Source organism: Aeromicrobium sp. (genome assembly GCF_014378035.1).
GTDB lineage: Bacteria > Actinomycetota > Actinomycetes > Propionibacteriales > Nocardioidaceae > Aeromicrobium.
Map to the genome: position 1 here is coordinate 1 of NZ_JACMOM010000021.1, position 15,235 is coordinate 15,235.

Sequence of the window (15,235 nt, forward strand, 5' to 3'; positions counted from 1 at the left end):
GGCCGATCGCCCAACGGCTGCTCGGGCCGGCTTCGGGTAGCGGCCTTCTAGCGGCCGCTTTCACCCGTGCGACCATCGTGCTCGGCGCCGGTCTCCTCTCGCACCACCCTCTGCCGGTCGACCTGCCCACCGGCGTCGTCACCGGCGCGATCGGCGCGCCCTATCTCATCTGGCTCCTCGCCACCGGCAACAGGGAAGGACGCGGCGGATGACTCACGACCTGCATGCCACGGATCTCACGCTCGGGTACGCCGACAACACCGTCGTCGGCAACCTCGACGTCACGATCCTCGACGGTCGCATCACGGTGATCGTCGGAGCGAACGCCTGCGGCAAGTCGACCCTCCTCCGGGGTCTGGCGAGGCTGCTGCGTCCGCGCAGTGGCGCGGTCATCCTCGACGGCGCCTCGATGCAGGACATGAGGAGCGTCGATGTCGCCCGGGTGCTCGGCCTGCTGCCCCAGTCTCCCGTGGCGCCGGACGGCATCACGGTCGGTGACCTCGTGGGTCGTGGTCGTTACCCGCACCAGGGTTGGTTCAGACGGTGGAGCGCCGAGGACGACGACGCGGTGGCTGGCGCGCTGGAGGCGACGGGGACGATCGACCTGGTCGACCGGCGCATCGCCGAGCTCTCCGGCGGTCAGCGCCAGCGGGTCTGGGTGGCCATGGCACTCGCGCAGGACACCGACCTGCTCCTGCTCGACGAGCCGACGACCTTCCTCGACATCAACCACCAGGTGGAGCTGCTCGACCTGCTGACCGATCTCAACCGGGTGTCGGGCAAGACCATCGTGATCGTCCTGCACGACCTCAACCTCGCCTGCCGCTATGCCGACCACATCATCGCGATGAAGGATGGCACGGTCCTCGCTGAGGGGCCGCCGAACGAGGTCATCGACGCGGCAGTGATCACCGAGGTGTTCGGGCTGTCGTGCGAGGTGGTGCCCGACCCGGTCAGCGGCACGCCCATGGTCGTCCCCCGCGGCCGGCACCACGCGCGGAAGAGCGAGGCAGTCACCACCTAGAGTGGTGAACGATCTGGTTCGTCAACCGATTCGGGGGAATCACGTGGCAGGCGAGTGTGCAGTGGATCTGGCGGCGCTGGACGCCGACTCCCAGACCTCCGAGGTCACGTGTGCGACGTCCACCCCCTCCCTGCCTCCCTCACTGTCGCGCAGCTGGGCCGGACCTGCGCCCGCTGCGGCCGACGACGTCACGGACGGCCTTTTCCGCCGCGCCGAGAGCACGCCAAGAGCACGCCAGACGCTTTCCATCGAACTGCTCAGATAGGGGCACCATGACTACTGCCATCAACCATGCAGACCCGGCCGTGGACGACGTACCGCTGGAGTCACTGACCGACGAGGAGCTCGCCTTTCTCGGGGGCCCGGGTGTCCACGTGGTGACGCCCTACTTCGACGAGCGCGGGATGAGTGCCGGTACCCCGGACCTCGAGCCGCTCGTCCGCACGGCCTATCGCGGGCTGCTCGCGCGCGGAATCGTCGACCCGCCGGCGACCGACGACCGACCCACGGGGCCGCTCGGCGACGACCCGGCGGCCCTCGACCTGCAGATCCGAAGCGATGTCGCCACGACCGTGACGCTGCGCACCGCAAGCTCATTCGTCGTGGTCGCGCGCACGACCGAGAGGGCGCAGGACTTCTGGTATGCCCACCTCAACCACGACGTGGTGCTGATCGAGGAGGTCAGCGGCGACGGGATCCACCGCTTCGCCCTCTCCCACACGGCGCGGCTGGCCGAGCGCTTGATCGCCGCCACGATCCACCCCGACGCCGCGGACGGAGAAGGAGACTCGTTCGTCCTGCCCGTCGAGGCGGCAGCCGACCCGACGCCTCCCGTCGAGCTGCTCGAGCGGCTGGGAGCGGCCTTCGTGCGCGCGGACCTCGTCGTCCGTGCAGTCGGCGACACCAGCCCCGAGGTGCTCGGGCTGTACTCAGGGCCGGCCGGTTGCTGGCTCGTGTCTTCAGGGCGTCCGGGCGCGGGGCGGGACATCGTCGCGCGGCCACTGCCGGCCGAGGAGCTTCGCACGATCGTCGCCCAGCAGATCGCGCCGGTCGTCGAGCAGCACCTCGCGCTCGCCTGCCAGGTGCCTGCCTGAGCGCCGGTCGGCTGGGCGTGAGACGCATGCCGGCCACGTCGGCGTTGCTGTAGCTTCTGTTGACCCCGGTCGGGGTCCTGTTGTCGTGACGTTCGTCTGGATCACGCAGCGGGGTTCGTCGACACCGCGACCGGTTCCGCGCAGCGGAGTGGTCGTCGATGGTGTGGGATGAAGACATGGACGACGCCGTCGCGCTACCGATGTTCCCGCTCGGCTCGGTGCTGTTCCCGGCGATGCCTCTGCCGCTCCAAGTCTTCGAGCCTCGCTACCTGACGATGCTGCAGGACATCCTGACGGCTGAGCCGGCTGAGTTCGGAGTCGTGCTGATCGAGCGTGGCCAGGAGGTGGGTGGCGGCGAGAAGCGGTTCGACATCGGAGTCACGGCGCAGGTCGCCGAGCTCAAGGTCGGTGACGGCTTCATCAGCTTGATGGGCGAGGGCACGCGCCGGTTCGAGGTCGTGGACTGGCTCGCGGAGGATCCATACCCGCTCGCCTCAGTCCGCGACCTGCCTGCACTGGAGTGGGACGACGACCTCGGTGAGCGACGCGACCAGGCCGAGGCGCTGGTCCGGCGCACCCTGGTGCGGGCTGCTGAGCTCGAGGAGACGGTCTGGTCGCCGACCGTCGCCCTTGCCGACGACCCCATCGACGCGATGTGGCAGCTCGCGGCGATCGCCCCGATCGGACCGCTGGACCAGCTCACCCTGCTGAGGTCCACGAGCGCGCGCGAGCTCCTCGACTCGATCTTCACCACCACGACGGACGCCGCCGAGGTGCTCGACGCCCGCAGCAGCTGGTGACTCAGAGCCGGGTCAGGTGAACCGGCTGGCCGTCCTTGGGAAATGGCAAGGAGTGGTAGTTCATCGGCGCGGTGTACTCGGGGTCGACGGTCCACGAGTAGGTCCGCAGGAGGTGCACCAGGATCGTCTTGACCTCGGCGCCGGCGAAGAACATGCCCAGGCACTTGTGCACGCCGCCACCGAATGGCTCCCAGGCGTAGCGGTGGACCTTGTCCTCCCGACGGTGCTCGGCGAACCGCTCCGGGTCGAACGTCTCGGGGTCCGGCCACAGCTCGTCCATGTGGTGGGAGAGGTGCATCATGACGGCGACGAGGCGGCCGGCGGGGATGCGGTGGCCCAGGACCTCCGTCTCCTTGACGGTCTTGCGGGCAAGGACCGGCACGGGTGGCACGAGCCGCAGCGCCTCCTTCATGACGAGATCGATGGTCTCGAGCCCGTCGAGGTCAGTCATGGTGGGATGCTCCGGCAGTGCCATGACCTCGGCGCGGCACCGCTCCTGCCACTGCGGATTCTGGCCGAGGTGCTGCATCATCGTCGACACCGTGATGGTCGAGGTGTCGTGCGCGGCCATCAGCAGGAAGATCATGTGGTTGATGACGTCGTCGTCGGAGAAGTGCTCGCCGTCATCGGTCTTGATGTGGCACAGCACCGAGAAGAGGTCGGTGCCCGGCGACGCCCGCTTGTCGGGGAGGTGTCGACGCAAGAACTGCTCGAGCAGTGCACGGCCACGCACCGCCCGACCCCAGCGGGTGCCCGGAATGTTGACGCGCACAAGGGCCGTTGCCGACTGCACGCAATCGATGAAGGCCTGGTTCACCTTGCTCAGCTCGTCGAGCGAGTCGAGGTCGGCGCCGCCCATGAACACCGTCGTGGCGAGGTCGAGCGTGAGTTCCTTGAGCGCTGGGTAGGCCCGAAAATCTGGTCCCGGCTGCCACTTCTCGAGCCCGGCCGACACGGCGGGTCCGAGCGCTGCGGTGTACCGCTCGAGGTGATCGCGGGTGAAGGCCGACTGCATGATCCGGCGATGTCGGTGGTGCTCCTCGAAGTCGAGCAGCATCAGGCCGCGATCGAAGAACGGGCCGACAAGGTAGCCCCAGCCGTCGCCGCTGGCGAACGCCTTGTCGGCGTTGCGCAGAGCGGCTTCGCAGGCATCTGGACCCAGCAGAACGGTCCAGCGCTTGCCGATGAACGAGATGTCCGAGACGGGGCCGTAGTCGTCGAAGTGCTCGCGCATCATGGCGAGCGGATCGCGGATGTAGGAGAGGGTCTGCCCGACGTAGGGCAGACCGCGGCGCCTTGGCGGGGTGGAGGTGGTGGTGCTTCGCGTCGTCGTCATGCCGCTCCTGTCGCCGATTCGTGATCCGGTCTGCGGCCATCTTGATTCAGACAGGATGCTCTGTCAATATCGACTCATGGCGGTCAGGGCAGGTCAGTACCGAGGCGTCAGCGCGCAGGATCGTCGCGCCGACCGGCACGCCCGACTCCTCGCGGCGACGCTCGAGGTGTGGGGACGCGACGGCGGCCCCACGGTCACGATGACGCGCATCTGCGCTGAGGCCGGGCTCACCGAGCGCTACTTCTACCAGAGCTTCGCCTGCCTTGACGATGCACTGATCGAGGTCATGGAGGGCATCGCGGCCGAGATCGCCGAGCGCACCGTCGCCACGCTCGACTCGACCGAAGGCGGCCCGGCGGATCGGGTCAGGGCCACGATCGGGGCCTTCGTCAAGATCTTGACCGACGACCCACGCAAGGGCCGGGTCGCGATCGTCGAGTCGGCGTCGCTCGTCGCGCTGCGGCCGAGGCGAGCCGAGCTGCTTCGGCAATTTGCCGAGCTGTCGGCCCGCGAGGCTCGGGAGCTCTACGGACCGAAGGCGTGGAGCAGGCCGGAGGGCGAGATGGCGGCCACGATGTTCATCGGTGGCGTGACCGAGCTCGTGACCGCCTGGATCGAGGGGAAGCTCGAGGCGTCGCCGGATGGCATCGTCGACGCTGCCACGCACCACTTCACCGTGACCTCCCACCGCTGAGGATCCACCGCTGAGGATCCATGGCAGCGAGAATCTTGGGTTGCCGGATGGCCACAGCATGGTTGGCTGATTCCATGACCAGCGGGAGCGGCGACACGACGGTGGAGCTGCCGATGTTCCCCCTCGGCTCAGTGCTGTTCCCGGCAATGCCCCTGCCGCTGCGGGTGTTCGAGCCGCGCTACCTCGCCATGCTGCAGGACATCCTGTCGGACGAGGCCGCCGAGTTCGGCGTCGTCCTCATCGAGCGTGGCCAGGAGGTCGGTGGCGGCGAGCAGCGCTTCCCCCTCGGCACGGTGGCCCGCATCAGTGAGGTGTCGACAGGTGAAGGGTTCGTCGGCCTGCTGGCTCAGGGCACCGACCGTTTCGAGGTGGTCGAGTGGCTCGCGGAGGCCCCGTACCCGAGGGCCGCCGTGCGGATGATCCCCGACCTGGAGTGGGACCCCGATCTGCACGAGCGCCGTGTACAGAGCGAGGCGCTGGTCCGCCGAACATTGGCGAAAGCCAGCGAGTTCGACGACCAGCGGTGGCCATCGACCATCGGGCTGTCAGAAGATCCCGTCGCCAGCCTGTGGCAGCTCGCGGCCATCGCCCCGCTCGGACCGATGGATCAACTGGCGCTCCTGGGCGCCGACAACCCGCGCCGGCTGCTCGACAGCATCTTCACCTCGACCCAGGATGCCGGCGAGTCGATCGACGCCTGGCCCGACGAGATGGTCTGACTCCGGTGGGTTGATGCCGTCGGCTGCAACAGACCTCATGCCCCCGAATGTGAACAACGGATCCGCCGATGTTCAGCCGTTACGCTGCCTGCGTGATCACCCTGCGCAGTGCTGCCGGCGAGGTAGCCATCTCCCCCCACGGCGCCGAGCCGCACTCACTGCGCGGTGCCGATGGCCATGAGTACCTGTGGCAGGCCGGGGAGGCCTGGCGACGCCACGCCCCCATCCTGTTCCCGATCGTCGGACGCGTGCCGGACGACCACATCACCGTCGATGCCCGGACCTACCCGTTGACGCAGCATGGATTCGCGCGCGACCTCGAATGGACCGTGGTCGAGGAGAGCGATCAGCGGGCCACGTTCGAGCTCGTCGACGGTCCTGAGACGCGGAAGCGCTACCCGTTCGACTTCCGTCTGCGGGCAACCTACGAGATGGACGGACTCGGCCTGTCCACGACGTACTCCGTCGCCAATGTGGGCGACGTGGTGCTGCCCTACTCGATCGGGTCGCACCCCGCGTTCGTCTGGCCGCTCGAACCGGGCACCCCGAAGAACGAGCACGTGGTGCAGTTCGACGAGCCCGAGCTCGCCCCGATCCGTCGTGTCGAGAAGACCTTGCTCACTCCTACCCCGCACGACACCCCGGTCGAGGGGCGCGGCTTGAGACTCGATCCGGCACTGTTCGAGGCCGACGCGATCGTGATGGACCACGTCGCCAGCAGGTCGCTGCTCTACTCCGCACCCAGCGGCCGAGCCTTGCGAGTCTCGTGGGACGACAGCTTCGGGACACTGGTCATCTGGTCTCCGCCCACCGGTGCCGAGCTGTTGTGCATCGAGCCATGTCGCGGCATCGCGACGCCACAGGACTTCACCGGCGAGCTGGCCGACAAGCTCGGCATCGAGCACCTGTCACCTGGAGAGACGGACATCATGACGTACCGCCTCGACCCGATCGCACCGTGACGACAATCAGACCGTGACGACGATCGCGCCCCCAGCGACGGGAGGGGTCAGTCGGCGCGTGGCGGGTCGAGGTTGGCGCGGATCGTCGCGGCGAGGCGCGGATCGATGTGGAAACCGTTGCCGCCCGGGTTGACCACGACGCCGACATCGTCGTCGAGCCCGGCAATGACGTCGCGGCCGGTGAGCGAGATGGTGAAGGGCGCGATGTGTGCCACGGTCCCGGCACCCCGCAGGGTGGTGAAGACCGCGAGGTATCGGTCGACTCCGTGATCGATCAGGACGGGTGAGAACGGCTCGCCGCCGATGGGTTTTCCGGACGGCACCACGACCTCGGCGTCGAGGAAACGCATCGTCACGGCCTGCAGGCCGAGGTCCCCGCGTCGCAGCCGGGTGATGTCTGACTCCAGTGGGCCAGCCGCCTCGTCAGCGATCGGTCTGCTCCGTGGCCGCAGCCGCGCCGCCCTGTTCTGCCGACGCCTGCTTGAGTCCACGGCCGAGGCGCGAGTGGCCGTGCCCGTAGAAGAAGTAGACGACGAATCCGATGACCAGCCAGATGACGAAGCGCAGCCAGGTCTCGACGGACAGGTTCACCATCAGCCACCCACAGGCGAGGATCGACAGCAGCGGGACGATCGGCACAGCAGGCACCCTGAAGGGGCGTTCGAGATCGGCACGCGTGCGCCGAAGGATGATGACGCCGGCCGAGACCAGCACGAAGGCGAACAGGGTGCCGATGCTCACGAGCTTCGACAGCTCTGCGAGGGGCACGACGCCGGCGAGGACGGCGACGAAGACACCGGTGACGATCGTGATGCGGTAGGGGGTGCCGAATTTCGGGTGCACCGTGGCGAAGCTGCGCGGCAGGAGGCCGTCACGCGACATCGCGAACAGCACGCGGGTCTGGCCGAGCATCAGCACCAGCACCACCGTCGTGAGCCCGGCCACCGCGCCGACGGAGATGATCTTGCTGGCCCAGTCAGCACCGTTGGCCTCGAACGCCTTGGCGAGGGGGGCGGCGGTGTTCATCTGCTTGTCGTTGTACTTGAGCATCCCGGTGATGACGAACGACACCGCCATGTACAGGATCGTGCACAGGATCAACGAGCCGAGAATGCCGCGGGGGACGTCGCGCTGTGGATTCTTGGTCTCCTCGGCCGATGTCGCCACGATGTCGAAGCCGATGTAGGCGAAGAACACGACCGACGCCGCCGCGACGACGCCGTAGGCACCGAACGCCGTCGGCTCGAGGCCGAAGATGGCCTGCAGCAGTGTCTGGTCGGCACCCGTTCCGCCCTCGGCAGGTTTCGACGCAGGAATGAACGGGGTGTAGTTCGACATCTTGACGAAGAACAGGCCAGCCACGACGACGAAGGCCACGACGGTGACCTTGACGATGACCAGAGCGCCGGTGAACCGGCCCGAGAGCTTGGTGCCGAACACGGCCAGCACCGTCAGGGCAAGGACGATGGCGATCGCGCCGATGTCAGGGGTGGCATTGTCACCGGCGAGCCACGACGGAAGACCGAACAGGCTCTGCAGGTAGGCCGACCAGCCGCGGGCGACGACCGCGGCGCCGAGGGCCAGCTCGAGGACGAGGTCCCACCCGATGATCCAGGCGACCAGCTCACCAAGGGTCGCGTAGGAGAAGGTGTAGGCGCTTCCGGCGACCGGGACGGTCGAGGCGAACTCCGCGTAGCAGAGCGCGGCGAGCCCGCACGTGATGCCGGCGAGGACGAACGAGATCACGATCGCGGGCCCGGCGTTGGAATAGGCCTGCTGACCTGTGAGCACGAAGATGCCGGTGCCGATGATGACGCCGACCCCGAAGAAGGTCAGGTCCCAGGCGGTCAGCTCCTTCTTGAGCCGGGTCTCCGGCTCATCGGTCTCCTCGATCGAGCGCTCGACCGACTTGATGCGCAGGCTGCCCTCACCCGTGCTCGGTAGTCGTCGAAGAAGAAGTCGCGGATCGAGCCGTCGGGGAAGAGCCATGGGTCAGATACTTGTCTTGTCGGGCTCATGACGCAAACGTGTCGTCAGCGTTGACGGATGTAGCGGGCCCACGCGAAGCAGAAGACGCCGAACGCTGCCAACCCGGCTGCCACCAAGGACAGCAGAATCGGACCAAAGGGCTGGTCGCGGAGCGTCTTCAGCGCGTCGTCCAGCCCCCCTGCCTTGTCGGCGTCGTAGGTGATGGCGGAGACACCGAAGAGCAGACCGACGATGCCGATGGCGACGCCCTTGGCGACATAACCGGCCCGACCGACCAGCAGCACGGCGCGTCCGGACCGGCCCGAGGTCGCTTGCGGCTGGAGGTCGTGCGTGAACGAGTCGGTGAGGCCGCGGTGTGCCTGCCGGACGGCGACGACCACGATGGCGATGCCGACGATGGCCACGAGCACCCGACCGAACGGTGCTCCGAGAAGGTTGGCGGTGAAGCCCTCCTCCTTCGAGTCGCTGCCTCCCCCGCCGCTACTCGAGCCGGTGACGACCTTGAACGCGCTGACGGCCAGCACGGCGTAGAGCGCGGCGCGGCCTGCGGACGAGAGACGTTTGCGGGTGCGTTTGAGACCCTCCTCCTCGGTCCGGTAGCCCCACACCGCCGAGCCGAGCTGCCACAGCACGAGCGCGACGAGGCCGATGGTCGTGATCCAGAGGAGCATCTTGCCGAACGGCTGCTCATCCAAGGTCTTGAGCGCGCCGCCGCTACTGGCGTCGCCACCACCGGACCACGCCACCTGGACGGCGATGTACGCGATGAGCAGGTGCACGATGCCGTATGCCACAAGGCCGATGCGGGCACCTGTCTCAAGCGTCGTGCTCTGGTGCGCCTCTCGTCCGGCGCGCTCGCCCCGACGTGCCATGCCCTCGCTCATGTGGCCTCCCTTGCCCCCATGATCGTGTCAGAAGACGGCACGTCTCGCCCGGGATGAGGCGGGCCCGACGGGCCGGCGTCAAGCCATCTCTGTGGACGACTTTCAGCAAACGGTGGCGCTAGGCCGATTCGAGCGCCTCTGCTGCCTTCGCGATGTTCTTCTGCATCGAGCCGAAGATGATGCCGTGGAAGGGCAGGATGGCCCACCAGTAGGCCTGACCGAGCAGCCCGCGCGGATGGAACAGCGCACGGTGGTGGAATGTCGTGGTGCCGCCCTCGGTCGACCCGACCTCCAGCTCGAGCCATGCGAGCCCGGGCAGCTTCATCTCCGCCCGGAGTCGCAGGTACGACTTGTCGTCGGTCTCCTCCACCCGCCAGAAGTCGAGCGCATCGCCGACGGCGAGGGCCTTGGCATTGCGCCGTCCACGACGCAGACCGGGTCCCCCGACCACACGGTCGAGGACGCCGCGCGCCCACCAGGCGAGCGCCCACGAGTACCAACCATTCCTGCCACCGATGCCCTCGATGATGGTCCAGAGGTGCTCGGGACTGGCGCTGACCTCGCGCGTCCGCTCGTCCTGGTAGAGCGAACCGCCGGCCCAATCGGGGTCGGTCGGCAAACCCTCCGACGGTGCCCCCGCGGTCGCCGCGGACGACCAGCGTGTGGGTACGTCGAGGTCCTGCACCTTGGTGAGCGCCAGCTCGACGGAGCGGTCGAAGGCGATGAGACCCTGCGGCAGATCGGGCACGTACTTCTTGATGTCGTCGTCAGAGGCGACCACGGTGTTCTTGAGCGACTCGACGAGAGGGCGTGCCAAGCTCGCCGGGACCGGGGTGATGAGGCCGACCCAGTGGCTCGACAGACCGGGAGTCAGGACCGGCACCCTCAGGATGCGCCTCCTTGGCAGGCCTGAGATGGCGGCGAAGCGCTGCATCAGGTCGAGGTACGTGAGCACCTCCGGACCGCCGATGTCGAACGCCCGGTTGACGTCGTCCGGCAGGTCGGCGCACCCACGCAGATAGCGCAGGACGTCGCGGATCGCGATGGGCTGGATGCGGGTGTTGACCCACTTCGGCGTCACCATGATGGGCAGCCGCTCGGTCAGGTAGCGCAGCATCTCGAACGAGGCTGAGCCCGACCCGATGACGACGCCAGCCTGCAGCACGGCAGTGGGCACGCCGGAGGCGAGCAGGACGTCGCCGACCTCCTTGCGTGACCGCAGGTGCTCGGAGAGCTTCTCGCCCGCCGGGTCCATGCCGCCGAGATAGACGATGCGGCGGACCCCGGCTCGCAGGGCCTCGGCGGCAAATGTCTCAGCGATGCCACGCTCGGTTGCCGCAAAATCGCCGCCCGTGCCGATCGAGTGGAGCAGGAAGTAGGCAACGTCGATGTCGGCCATCGCTTCGGCCACCTGATCAGCGTTGGTGGCATCGGCAACTGCGATCTCGACATCGTCCGACCAGAGGTGGGCGCGGGCCTTGCGCTCATCGCGCACCATGACGCGCACGTCATGACCAGCGGCGAGAAGAATGGGCACGAGGCGCCCGCCGACGTACCCGGTTGCGCCGGTGACAAGGCTGCGAGTAGGGCTCATACCTCCAGTGTTCGTGACGAGGGCAAAGCCTGCATGTCGAGCGGCGGGTACAGCGTCGTCAGGTCAGGTGCTGGAGGTGGGCGTCGTCGTAGGCGAAGCTGTTGGGAAAGTTGTGAGGGGTGGGCGGACGGCCGGTCGGACGGGCGGTGTCCGGCTCGGGCGGAGGCGCCGTGCAGGGGCGGTCGTACCAGTCGTTGCGGCGCACCAGTCGGTCGTCGACGACGGTTCCGAGGTAGTGGCCGTCCGGGTCGACGGCGTTGTTGTCGTCCCACGGGAACCACCCGATCCAGTCGCCGCGGGCGTCGAACACGTGGGGGTCTGCCCAGGAGCGCCTGAACGCGATGACCTCGCCCGACATGTCGAACAGGTAGCTGCTCATCCGAGATTTCCTTCCAGTACTCATCCGACCGTACGCCGCAGATGCGATGCGTGAAGGAATTTGGCGTTTGACACGCAAAATGGCACCGAAAGGACCCGAAAGGACTAGTCCTTTATGCCTAGAGAGTCGTGGGGCTAGCGTTCAGCCCATGTCATCCACACATTCTGAGACCGAGCGTTCCGTCAACCTGGAGCGCACCGGCAAAGGTCGTTTTCGCGCGACGAATCAACGCGGTGGCACGCTGGACCTCGGAGAGGGGGACGATGCCGACTTCTCGCCCGTCGAGCTGCTGCTGGTCGCCATTGCGGGCTGCACGGCAATCGACGTCGACCACCTGATCGGCAAGCGGGTAGACCCTGATCAGCTCTCCGTCGCCGTGCGTGCCGACAAGATCCGTGACGACCTGGGCAACCGGCTGACCAACATCACGCTCACCTTCGACGTCGGGATGCCCGAAGGTCCCGACGGCGACGTTGCGCGGCAGGTGTTGCCAAGGGCGTTGCATCAATCGCACGACCGTCTTTGCACCGTGATGCGTACCGTGATCGTGGGCACCCCGGTGGACGTGGTGCTCGCAGGAGACTGACGTCAGCCCTCAGCCCTTGCCGTCGTACGCGTCCTGCAGCCCCTGGAGATTGAGTCGCGTCATCTGCCGCAGTGCGGTGCCGACCCGGCCGACCTTCTCCGGGTCGGGGTCACTCATGAGCTGTCCGAGCAGGGCCGGGACAACCTGCCACGACAGCCCGAACGCATCGGTGAGCCATCCACAAGGTCCCTGCTCGCCGCCGCCGTCGATCAGCGCCTCGGAGATCGAGTCGACCTCTTCCTGCGTCTCGACACCGACGGAGAGCGAGAACGCCTCGGTGTGGGGATGGGCTGGTCCGCCGTTCAGCAGCATGATCTCCTGCCCCTGCAGGCGGAGCGTGGCGATGAAGATGCTGCCATCGGGCATGCGGTTCTCGTTGACCAGCTCGGAGTCGGGGAACACCGTCAGGTAGCGCTCGATGGCGTCGCTGGCGTTGTTGTCGAACCAGAGGAATGGCGTGATGCTGATGGTGCTCATGGCTGCTTCCAGTCGTTGACGTCGGCACAGGTGGACTGCAGTCTGTCGTGACGGTCGTCCCAGAGGTCGCTCAGGTGCCCCATCCAGGTCGTGGCCTCCTTGAGCGGCTCCGCCCGCAGGCGGTTGCTGCGCCATTGCGCTTGCCTGTCGCGGGTGATCAGCCCGGCCGTCTCGAGGACCTTGAGATGGCGTGAGATCGCCGGGAGGCTGATGGGGAATGGTTCGGCGAGCTCGGTGACGGTGGCGTCACCTCTGCCGAGCCTCGAGAGGATCTCGCGCCGGGTCGGATCGGCGAGTGCTGAGAAGACCGTGCTGAGCTGGTCGGTTGCCATTCACGTAACGTAATGGTTAATTAACGGACCCGTCAAATAGTGAGATTTTCGGGCGTGGAAGGATGCGCGTATGACCTATACCTTGCTTGGCGCGGACGGTCGCACATTCGAGAGCAAGGAGCCCGGCGAGTTCGGTGGGTGGCGCCCCGGCAAGATCTACGGCCGGCTCGACTGCCCCAACGCGTTGAAATATCTCGAGGACGAGAAGTACGCCAAGAGCCGGGTCTTCTTCGCCGACGAGGCCTCAGCCGTGAGTGCCGGCTACCGGCCATGCTTCTTCTGCCTGCGCGAGCAGTACGTCGCGTGGAAGGCTGCGTCAGCGAGCTGAGCCCACCAGCCCTGCAGGCCGGGTCAGTGCAGGGTGGGTCAGTGCAGGTCGGGTCAGTGCAGGGTGAGCTCGGGGTTGTACGGGCCCTTGGGCTCAACCCAGAAGTCGAGTGCGAGCTGGTCTTCGGCGCCGCCGTTGAGGTACACCGAGAAGTCGGTGACGCCGGCTTCCTCCAGGACGTCGTCGTCGATGAGGAACTGTCCGGTCAGCTCGCGGCTCGGCCTGATGAGAATCGCGTAGGCCGCGTCGGCCATGATGGCCGGCGTCCGGGAGTGCTCAACCAGACCGGCGCCCACGACGTTGCGCACGGCGGCGGTGTCGATCGCGGTGCGTGGCCACAACGAATTGGCGGCGATGCCGTCGGCCCGCAGCTCTTCGCTCAGACCCAGGGTCACCAGGCTCATGCCGAACTTCGCGATCGTGTAGCCGGTGTGGGTCGAGAACCATTTCGGGTCGAGGCTGATGGGCGGTGACAGCGTCAGGATGTGGGCGTTGTCGGACTTCTTCAGGTGTTCGATGCACGACTTGGAGAGCAGGAACGATCCGCGGGTGTTGATGTCGTTCATCAGGTCGTACTTCTTCATCGACAGGTCCTCGGTGCGGGAGAGGTCGATGGCGCTCGCGTTGTTGACGACGACGTCGATGCCGCCGAACGCCTGCACGGTTTGCGCGACCGCGTCAGCCACGAAGCCGTCGTCGCGGACGTCGCCCACCAGCGGCAGGGCCCTGCCCCCGGCGGCCTCGATGGCCTTGGCAGCGGTGTAGATCGTTCCCGGAAGCTTCGGGTGTGGCTCGGTGGTCTTCGCGAGGAGTGCCACGTTGGCACCATCCCTGGCTGCACGGACGGCGATGGCCTCGCCGATACCGCGGCTCCCACCGGACATGATGATGGTCTTTCCTGCAAGCGACATGGTCACACCTTAGATCGGGCCCGATGGGCCGTGAGGGTGAAACGGGGCTCAGGTTCGGCGACGCCTGTCACGAGCTCGGCGACCATCCGGCCGACGAGCGGCACGAACTTGAAGCCGTGACCGGAGAATCCGGCGGCGACCGTGACGCGTCCGACCCGGTCGATGATAAAGTCGTCCTCGGCGAGACCGCCGTAGAGGCAGGTGGTGGGCCGTATCGATGAGGGATCCACACCGGGTACCCACGTCTCGACGTACGCGCGCAGCAGCTCGACCTCGGACTCGACGACCGCAAAGTCACGGTGGTCAGGGTCGACGACCTTGCCGCCGCCGTGGAAGCCCACCTTGATGCCATCGGGTGAGGGCAGCCCGTAGCTTTCCGGGATCGCGTGGCCGGCGGGCACGGCTCGGCGATGGATGAAGGTCGGCCACGTCATGGCTGGGTCGAGCGGTGCGAAGTGCGCCGGCTGCACCTGCGTGGCGGCGCCAGGGGGGAGGTCGACCAGCTGGTGGGCCCAGACGCCGGTGGTGATCACGACCTGGTCGGCTGAGAAAGACTGGCTGCCCGCCCTGACGGTGACCCCGTCGCAGTCCTCGATGATCGAGTCCACGCGGGTGTGCTCCTGCCAGACGGCGCCGGCCTCTCGCGCGAGTCGGCGCAGGACGGTCAGGGTGTTGTCGGCATGGGCCACCCCGCCGTCGGGCTGGTGAAGCACCGCCTCGTCGAACCGCAGACCCGGCCAGCGCCCCGAGGCGGCTGCCGGCGTGAGCCACTCGTGGTCGACCCCGCACGCGTCGAGGGCCGCGGCAAACGGCTCGAGCAGGTTGGCGGGACCGTGGTCGACGCTGCCGCACCGGCGGAACACCGGCTCGTCGGAGAGCAGCTGCAGGTCGTCCCACAGTGGACGTGCCTGGTGCGCGAGACGGACGTAGGACGGGTCGTCGTAGACGAGCCGCACGATGCGAGAGCTGCCGTGTGAGCTGCCGTTCTGGTGCCCTGCGGTGTGCTGCTCCAGCACCGTGACCCGATGGCCCCGCTCGGCCAGGTCGCGTGCCACGCTCGATCCCATGCCTCCGCCGCCGACGATGACGACGCTGGGGAGACCGTTCACGTCGGGGTCCTCTCGCT

General features: G+C 67.5%; 19 protein-coding genes. 9 read left to right on the forward strand and 10 right to left on the reverse strand.

Annotation, left to right across the window (positions count from 1 at the left end):
- The 4 genes from H7290_RS01210 to H7290_RS01225 all read left to right on the forward strand — a co-directional run.
- On the forward strand, nt 1–212 hold a 212-nt coding region (locus H7290_RS01210), incomplete at its 5' end, for an iron chelate uptake ABC transporter family permease subunit (RefSeq protein ID WP_290512192.1).
- Nucleotides 209–1,024, forward strand: coding sequence for an ABC transporter ATP-binding protein (locus tag H7290_RS01215; protein WP_290512193.1), 816 nt, complete (start codon nt 209–211; stop codon nt 1,022–1,024). The genes H7290_RS01210 and H7290_RS01215, both read left to right, overlap by 4 nt.
- Before the next feature lie 272 nt (nt 1,025–1,296).
- Nucleotides 1,297–2,118, forward strand: coding sequence for a hypothetical protein (locus H7290_RS01220; RefSeq protein ID WP_290512194.1), 822 nt, complete (start codon nt 1,297–1,299; stop codon nt 2,116–2,118).
- A 176-nt stretch (nt 2,119–2,294) separates the two neighbouring features.
- A complete protein-coding gene (locus tag H7290_RS01225; protein ID WP_290512195.1) occupies nt 2,295–2,918 on the forward strand; it encodes an LON peptidase substrate-binding domain-containing protein in 624 nt (207 codons plus the stop codon).
- Between the two features lies 1 nt (nt 2,919).
- Here H7290_RS01225 and H7290_RS01230 read toward each other — a convergent pair whose 3' ends face one another.
- Nucleotides 2,920–4,254: a cytochrome P450 gene (locus H7290_RS01230; protein WP_290512196.1), complete on the reverse strand. Its 1,335-nt coding sequence runs from the start codon at nt 4,252–4,254 to the stop codon at nt 2,920–2,922.
- 76 nt (nt 4,255–4,330) lie between these two features.
- On the opposite strand from H7290_RS01230, the gene H7290_RS01235 reads away from it, so the two are divergent.
- The 3 genes from H7290_RS01235 (at nt 4,331) to H7290_RS01245 (ending at nt 6,629) form a co-directional block, all read left to right on the forward strand.
- Complete coding sequence (locus H7290_RS01235) at nt 4,331–4,948, forward strand: TetR/AcrR family transcriptional regulator (protein ID WP_290512197.1); 618 nt, start codon at nt 4,331–4,333, stop codon at nt 4,946–4,948.
- A gap of 74 nt (nt 4,949–5,022) precedes the next feature.
- Nucleotides 5,023–5,667, forward strand: coding sequence for an LON peptidase substrate-binding domain-containing protein (locus tag H7290_RS01240; RefSeq protein WP_290512198.1), 645 nt, complete (start codon nt 5,023–5,025; stop codon nt 5,665–5,667).
- Nucleotides 5,668–5,759: 92 nt separating this feature from the next.
- On the forward strand, nt 5,760–6,629 hold the full coding sequence (locus tag H7290_RS01245; RefSeq protein WP_290512199.1) for an aldose 1-epimerase family protein: 870 nt from the start codon (nt 5,760–5,762) through the stop codon (nt 6,627–6,629).
- A 47-nt stretch (nt 6,630–6,676) separates the two neighbouring features.
- On the opposite strand, the gene H7290_RS01250 is transcribed toward H7290_RS01245, so the two are convergent.
- The 5 genes from H7290_RS01250 to H7290_RS01270 form a co-directional block, all read right to left on the reverse strand.
- Nucleotides 6,677–6,979, reverse strand: coding sequence for a hypothetical protein (locus H7290_RS01250; protein ID WP_290512200.1), 303 nt, complete (start codon nt 6,977–6,979; stop codon nt 6,677–6,679).
- A 73-nt stretch (nt 6,980–7,052) separates the two neighbouring features.
- Nucleotides 7,053–8,618 (reverse strand): amino acid permease, encoded by a 1,566-nt coding sequence (locus H7290_RS01255; RefSeq protein ID WP_290512201.1) that lies wholly within the window; start codon nt 8,616–8,618, stop codon nt 7,053–7,055.
- A gap of 44 nt (nt 8,619–8,662) precedes the next feature.
- Nucleotides 8,663–9,502 carry a DUF1206 domain-containing protein gene (locus H7290_RS01260; protein ID WP_290512202.1) on the reverse strand — a complete coding sequence of 280 codons (840 nt, stop codon included), beginning with the start codon at nt 9,500–9,502 and terminating at the stop codon, nt 8,663–8,665.
- Between the two features lie 118 nt (nt 9,503–9,620).
- The gene (locus tag H7290_RS01265; RefSeq protein WP_290512203.1) at nt 9,621–11,096 is read right to left on the reverse strand and encodes an SDR family oxidoreductase; all 1,476 of its coding nucleotides are present in this window, start codon (nt 11,094–11,096) and stop codon (nt 9,621–9,623) included.
- A 58-nt stretch (nt 11,097–11,154) separates the two neighbouring features.
- A complete protein-coding gene (locus H7290_RS01270) occupies nt 11,155–11,475 on the reverse strand; it encodes a 4-fold beta flower protein (RefSeq protein WP_290512204.1) in 321 nt (106 codons plus the stop codon).
- Nucleotides 11,476–11,623: 148 nt separating this feature from the next.
- Between H7290_RS01270 and H7290_RS01275 the strand changes: the two genes are divergently transcribed.
- Nucleotides 11,624–12,061 (forward strand): OsmC family protein, encoded by a 438-nt coding sequence (locus H7290_RS01275; protein ID WP_290512205.1) that lies wholly within the window; start codon nt 11,624–11,626, stop codon nt 12,059–12,061.
- Nucleotides 12,062–12,070: 9 nt separating this feature from the next.
- On the opposite strand, the gene H7290_RS01280 is transcribed toward H7290_RS01275, so the two are convergent.
- Nucleotides 12,071–12,538: a VOC family protein gene (locus tag H7290_RS01280; RefSeq protein WP_290512206.1), complete on the reverse strand. Its 468-nt coding sequence runs from the start codon at nt 12,536–12,538 to the stop codon at nt 12,071–12,073.
- Nucleotides 12,535–12,870 carry a metalloregulator ArsR/SmtB family transcription factor gene (locus H7290_RS01285; protein WP_290512207.1) on the reverse strand — a complete coding sequence of 112 codons (336 nt, stop codon included), beginning with the start codon at nt 12,868–12,870 and terminating at the stop codon, nt 12,535–12,537. The genes H7290_RS01280 and H7290_RS01285 overlap by 4 nt, the downstream gene beginning before the upstream one ends.
- 70 nt (nt 12,871–12,940) lie before the next feature.
- Between H7290_RS01285 and H7290_RS01290 the strand changes: the two genes are divergently transcribed.
- On the forward strand, nt 12,941–13,198 hold the full coding sequence (locus tag H7290_RS01290) for a metal-binding protein (protein WP_290512208.1): 258 nt from the start codon (nt 12,941–12,943) through the stop codon (nt 13,196–13,198).
- Between the two features lie 53 nt (nt 13,199–13,251).
- Here H7290_RS01290 and H7290_RS01295 read toward each other — a convergent pair whose 3' ends face one another.
- The gene (locus H7290_RS01295; RefSeq protein WP_290512209.1) at nt 13,252–14,109 is read right to left on the reverse strand and encodes an NAD(P)-dependent oxidoreductase; all 858 of its coding nucleotides are present in this window, start codon (nt 14,107–14,109) and stop codon (nt 13,252–13,254) included.
- A gap of 2 nt (nt 14,110–14,111) precedes the next feature.
- Entirely contained in the window at nt 14,112–15,218 is a 1,107-nt protein-coding gene (locus tag H7290_RS01300; protein ID WP_290512210.1) for an FAD-dependent oxidoreductase, read from the reverse strand.
- Between the last annotated feature and the right edge of the window lie 17 nt (nt 15,219–15,235).

Excerpts from the sequence above, each read along its gene's own strand:
- H7290_RS01215 (WP_290512193.1), top strand. The coding sequence starts at position 209 with ATGACTCACGACCTGCATGCCACGGATCTCACGCTCGGGTACGCCGAC.
- H7290_RS01235 (WP_290512197.1), top strand. The coding sequence starts at position 4,331 with ATGGCGGTCAGGGCAGGTCAGTACCGAGGCGTCAGCGCGCAGGATCGT.
- H7290_RS01290 (WP_290512208.1), top strand. The coding sequence starts at position 12,941 with ATGACCTATACCTTGCTTGGCGCGGACGGTCGCACATTCGAGAGCAAG.
- H7290_RS01295 (WP_290512209.1), bottom strand. The coding sequence starts at position 14,109 with ATGTCGCTTGCAGGAAAGACCATCATCATGTCCGGTGGGAGCCGCGGT.
- H7290_RS01225 (WP_290512195.1), top strand. The coding sequence starts at position 2,295 with ATGGACGACGCCGTCGCGCTACCGATGTTCCCGCTCGGCTCGGTGCTG.
- H7290_RS01230 (WP_290512196.1), bottom strand. The coding sequence starts at position 4,254 with ATGACGACGACGCGAAGCACCACCACCTCCACCCCGCCAAGGCGCCGC.
- H7290_RS01250 (WP_290512200.1), bottom strand. The coding sequence starts at position 6,979 with ATGCGTTTCCTCGACGCCGAGGTCGTGGTGCCGTCCGGAAAACCCATC.
- H7290_RS01220 (WP_290512194.1), top strand. The coding sequence starts at position 1,297 with ATGACTACTGCCATCAACCATGCAGACCCGGCCGTGGACGACGTACCG.
- H7290_RS01240 (WP_290512198.1), top strand. The coding sequence starts at position 5,023 with ATGACCAGCGGGAGCGGCGACACGACGGTGGAGCTGCCGATGTTCCCC.
- H7290_RS01270 (WP_290512204.1), bottom strand. The coding sequence starts at position 11,475 with ATGAGCAGCTACCTGTTCGACATGTCGGGCGAGGTCATCGCGTTCAGG.
- H7290_RS01255 (WP_290512201.1), bottom strand. The coding sequence starts at position 8,618 with ATGGCTCTTCCCCGACGGCTCGATCCGCGACTTCTTCTTCGACGACTA.
- H7290_RS01260 (WP_290512202.1), bottom strand. The coding sequence starts at position 9,502 with ATGAGCGAGGGCATGGCACGTCGGGGCGAGCGCGCCGGACGAGAGGCG.
- H7290_RS01275 (WP_290512205.1), top strand. The coding sequence starts at position 11,624 with ATGTCATCCACACATTCTGAGACCGAGCGTTCCGTCAACCTGGAGCGC.
- H7290_RS01285 (WP_290512207.1), bottom strand. The coding sequence starts at position 12,870 with ATGGCAACCGACCAGCTCAGCACGGTCTTCTCAGCACTCGCCGATCCG.
- H7290_RS01265 (WP_290512203.1), bottom strand. The coding sequence starts at position 11,096 with ATGAGCCCTACTCGCAGCCTTGTCACCGGCGCAACCGGGTACGTCGGC.
- H7290_RS01280 (WP_290512206.1), bottom strand. The coding sequence starts at position 12,538 with ATGAGCACCATCAGCATCACGCCATTCCTCTGGTTCGACAACAACGCC.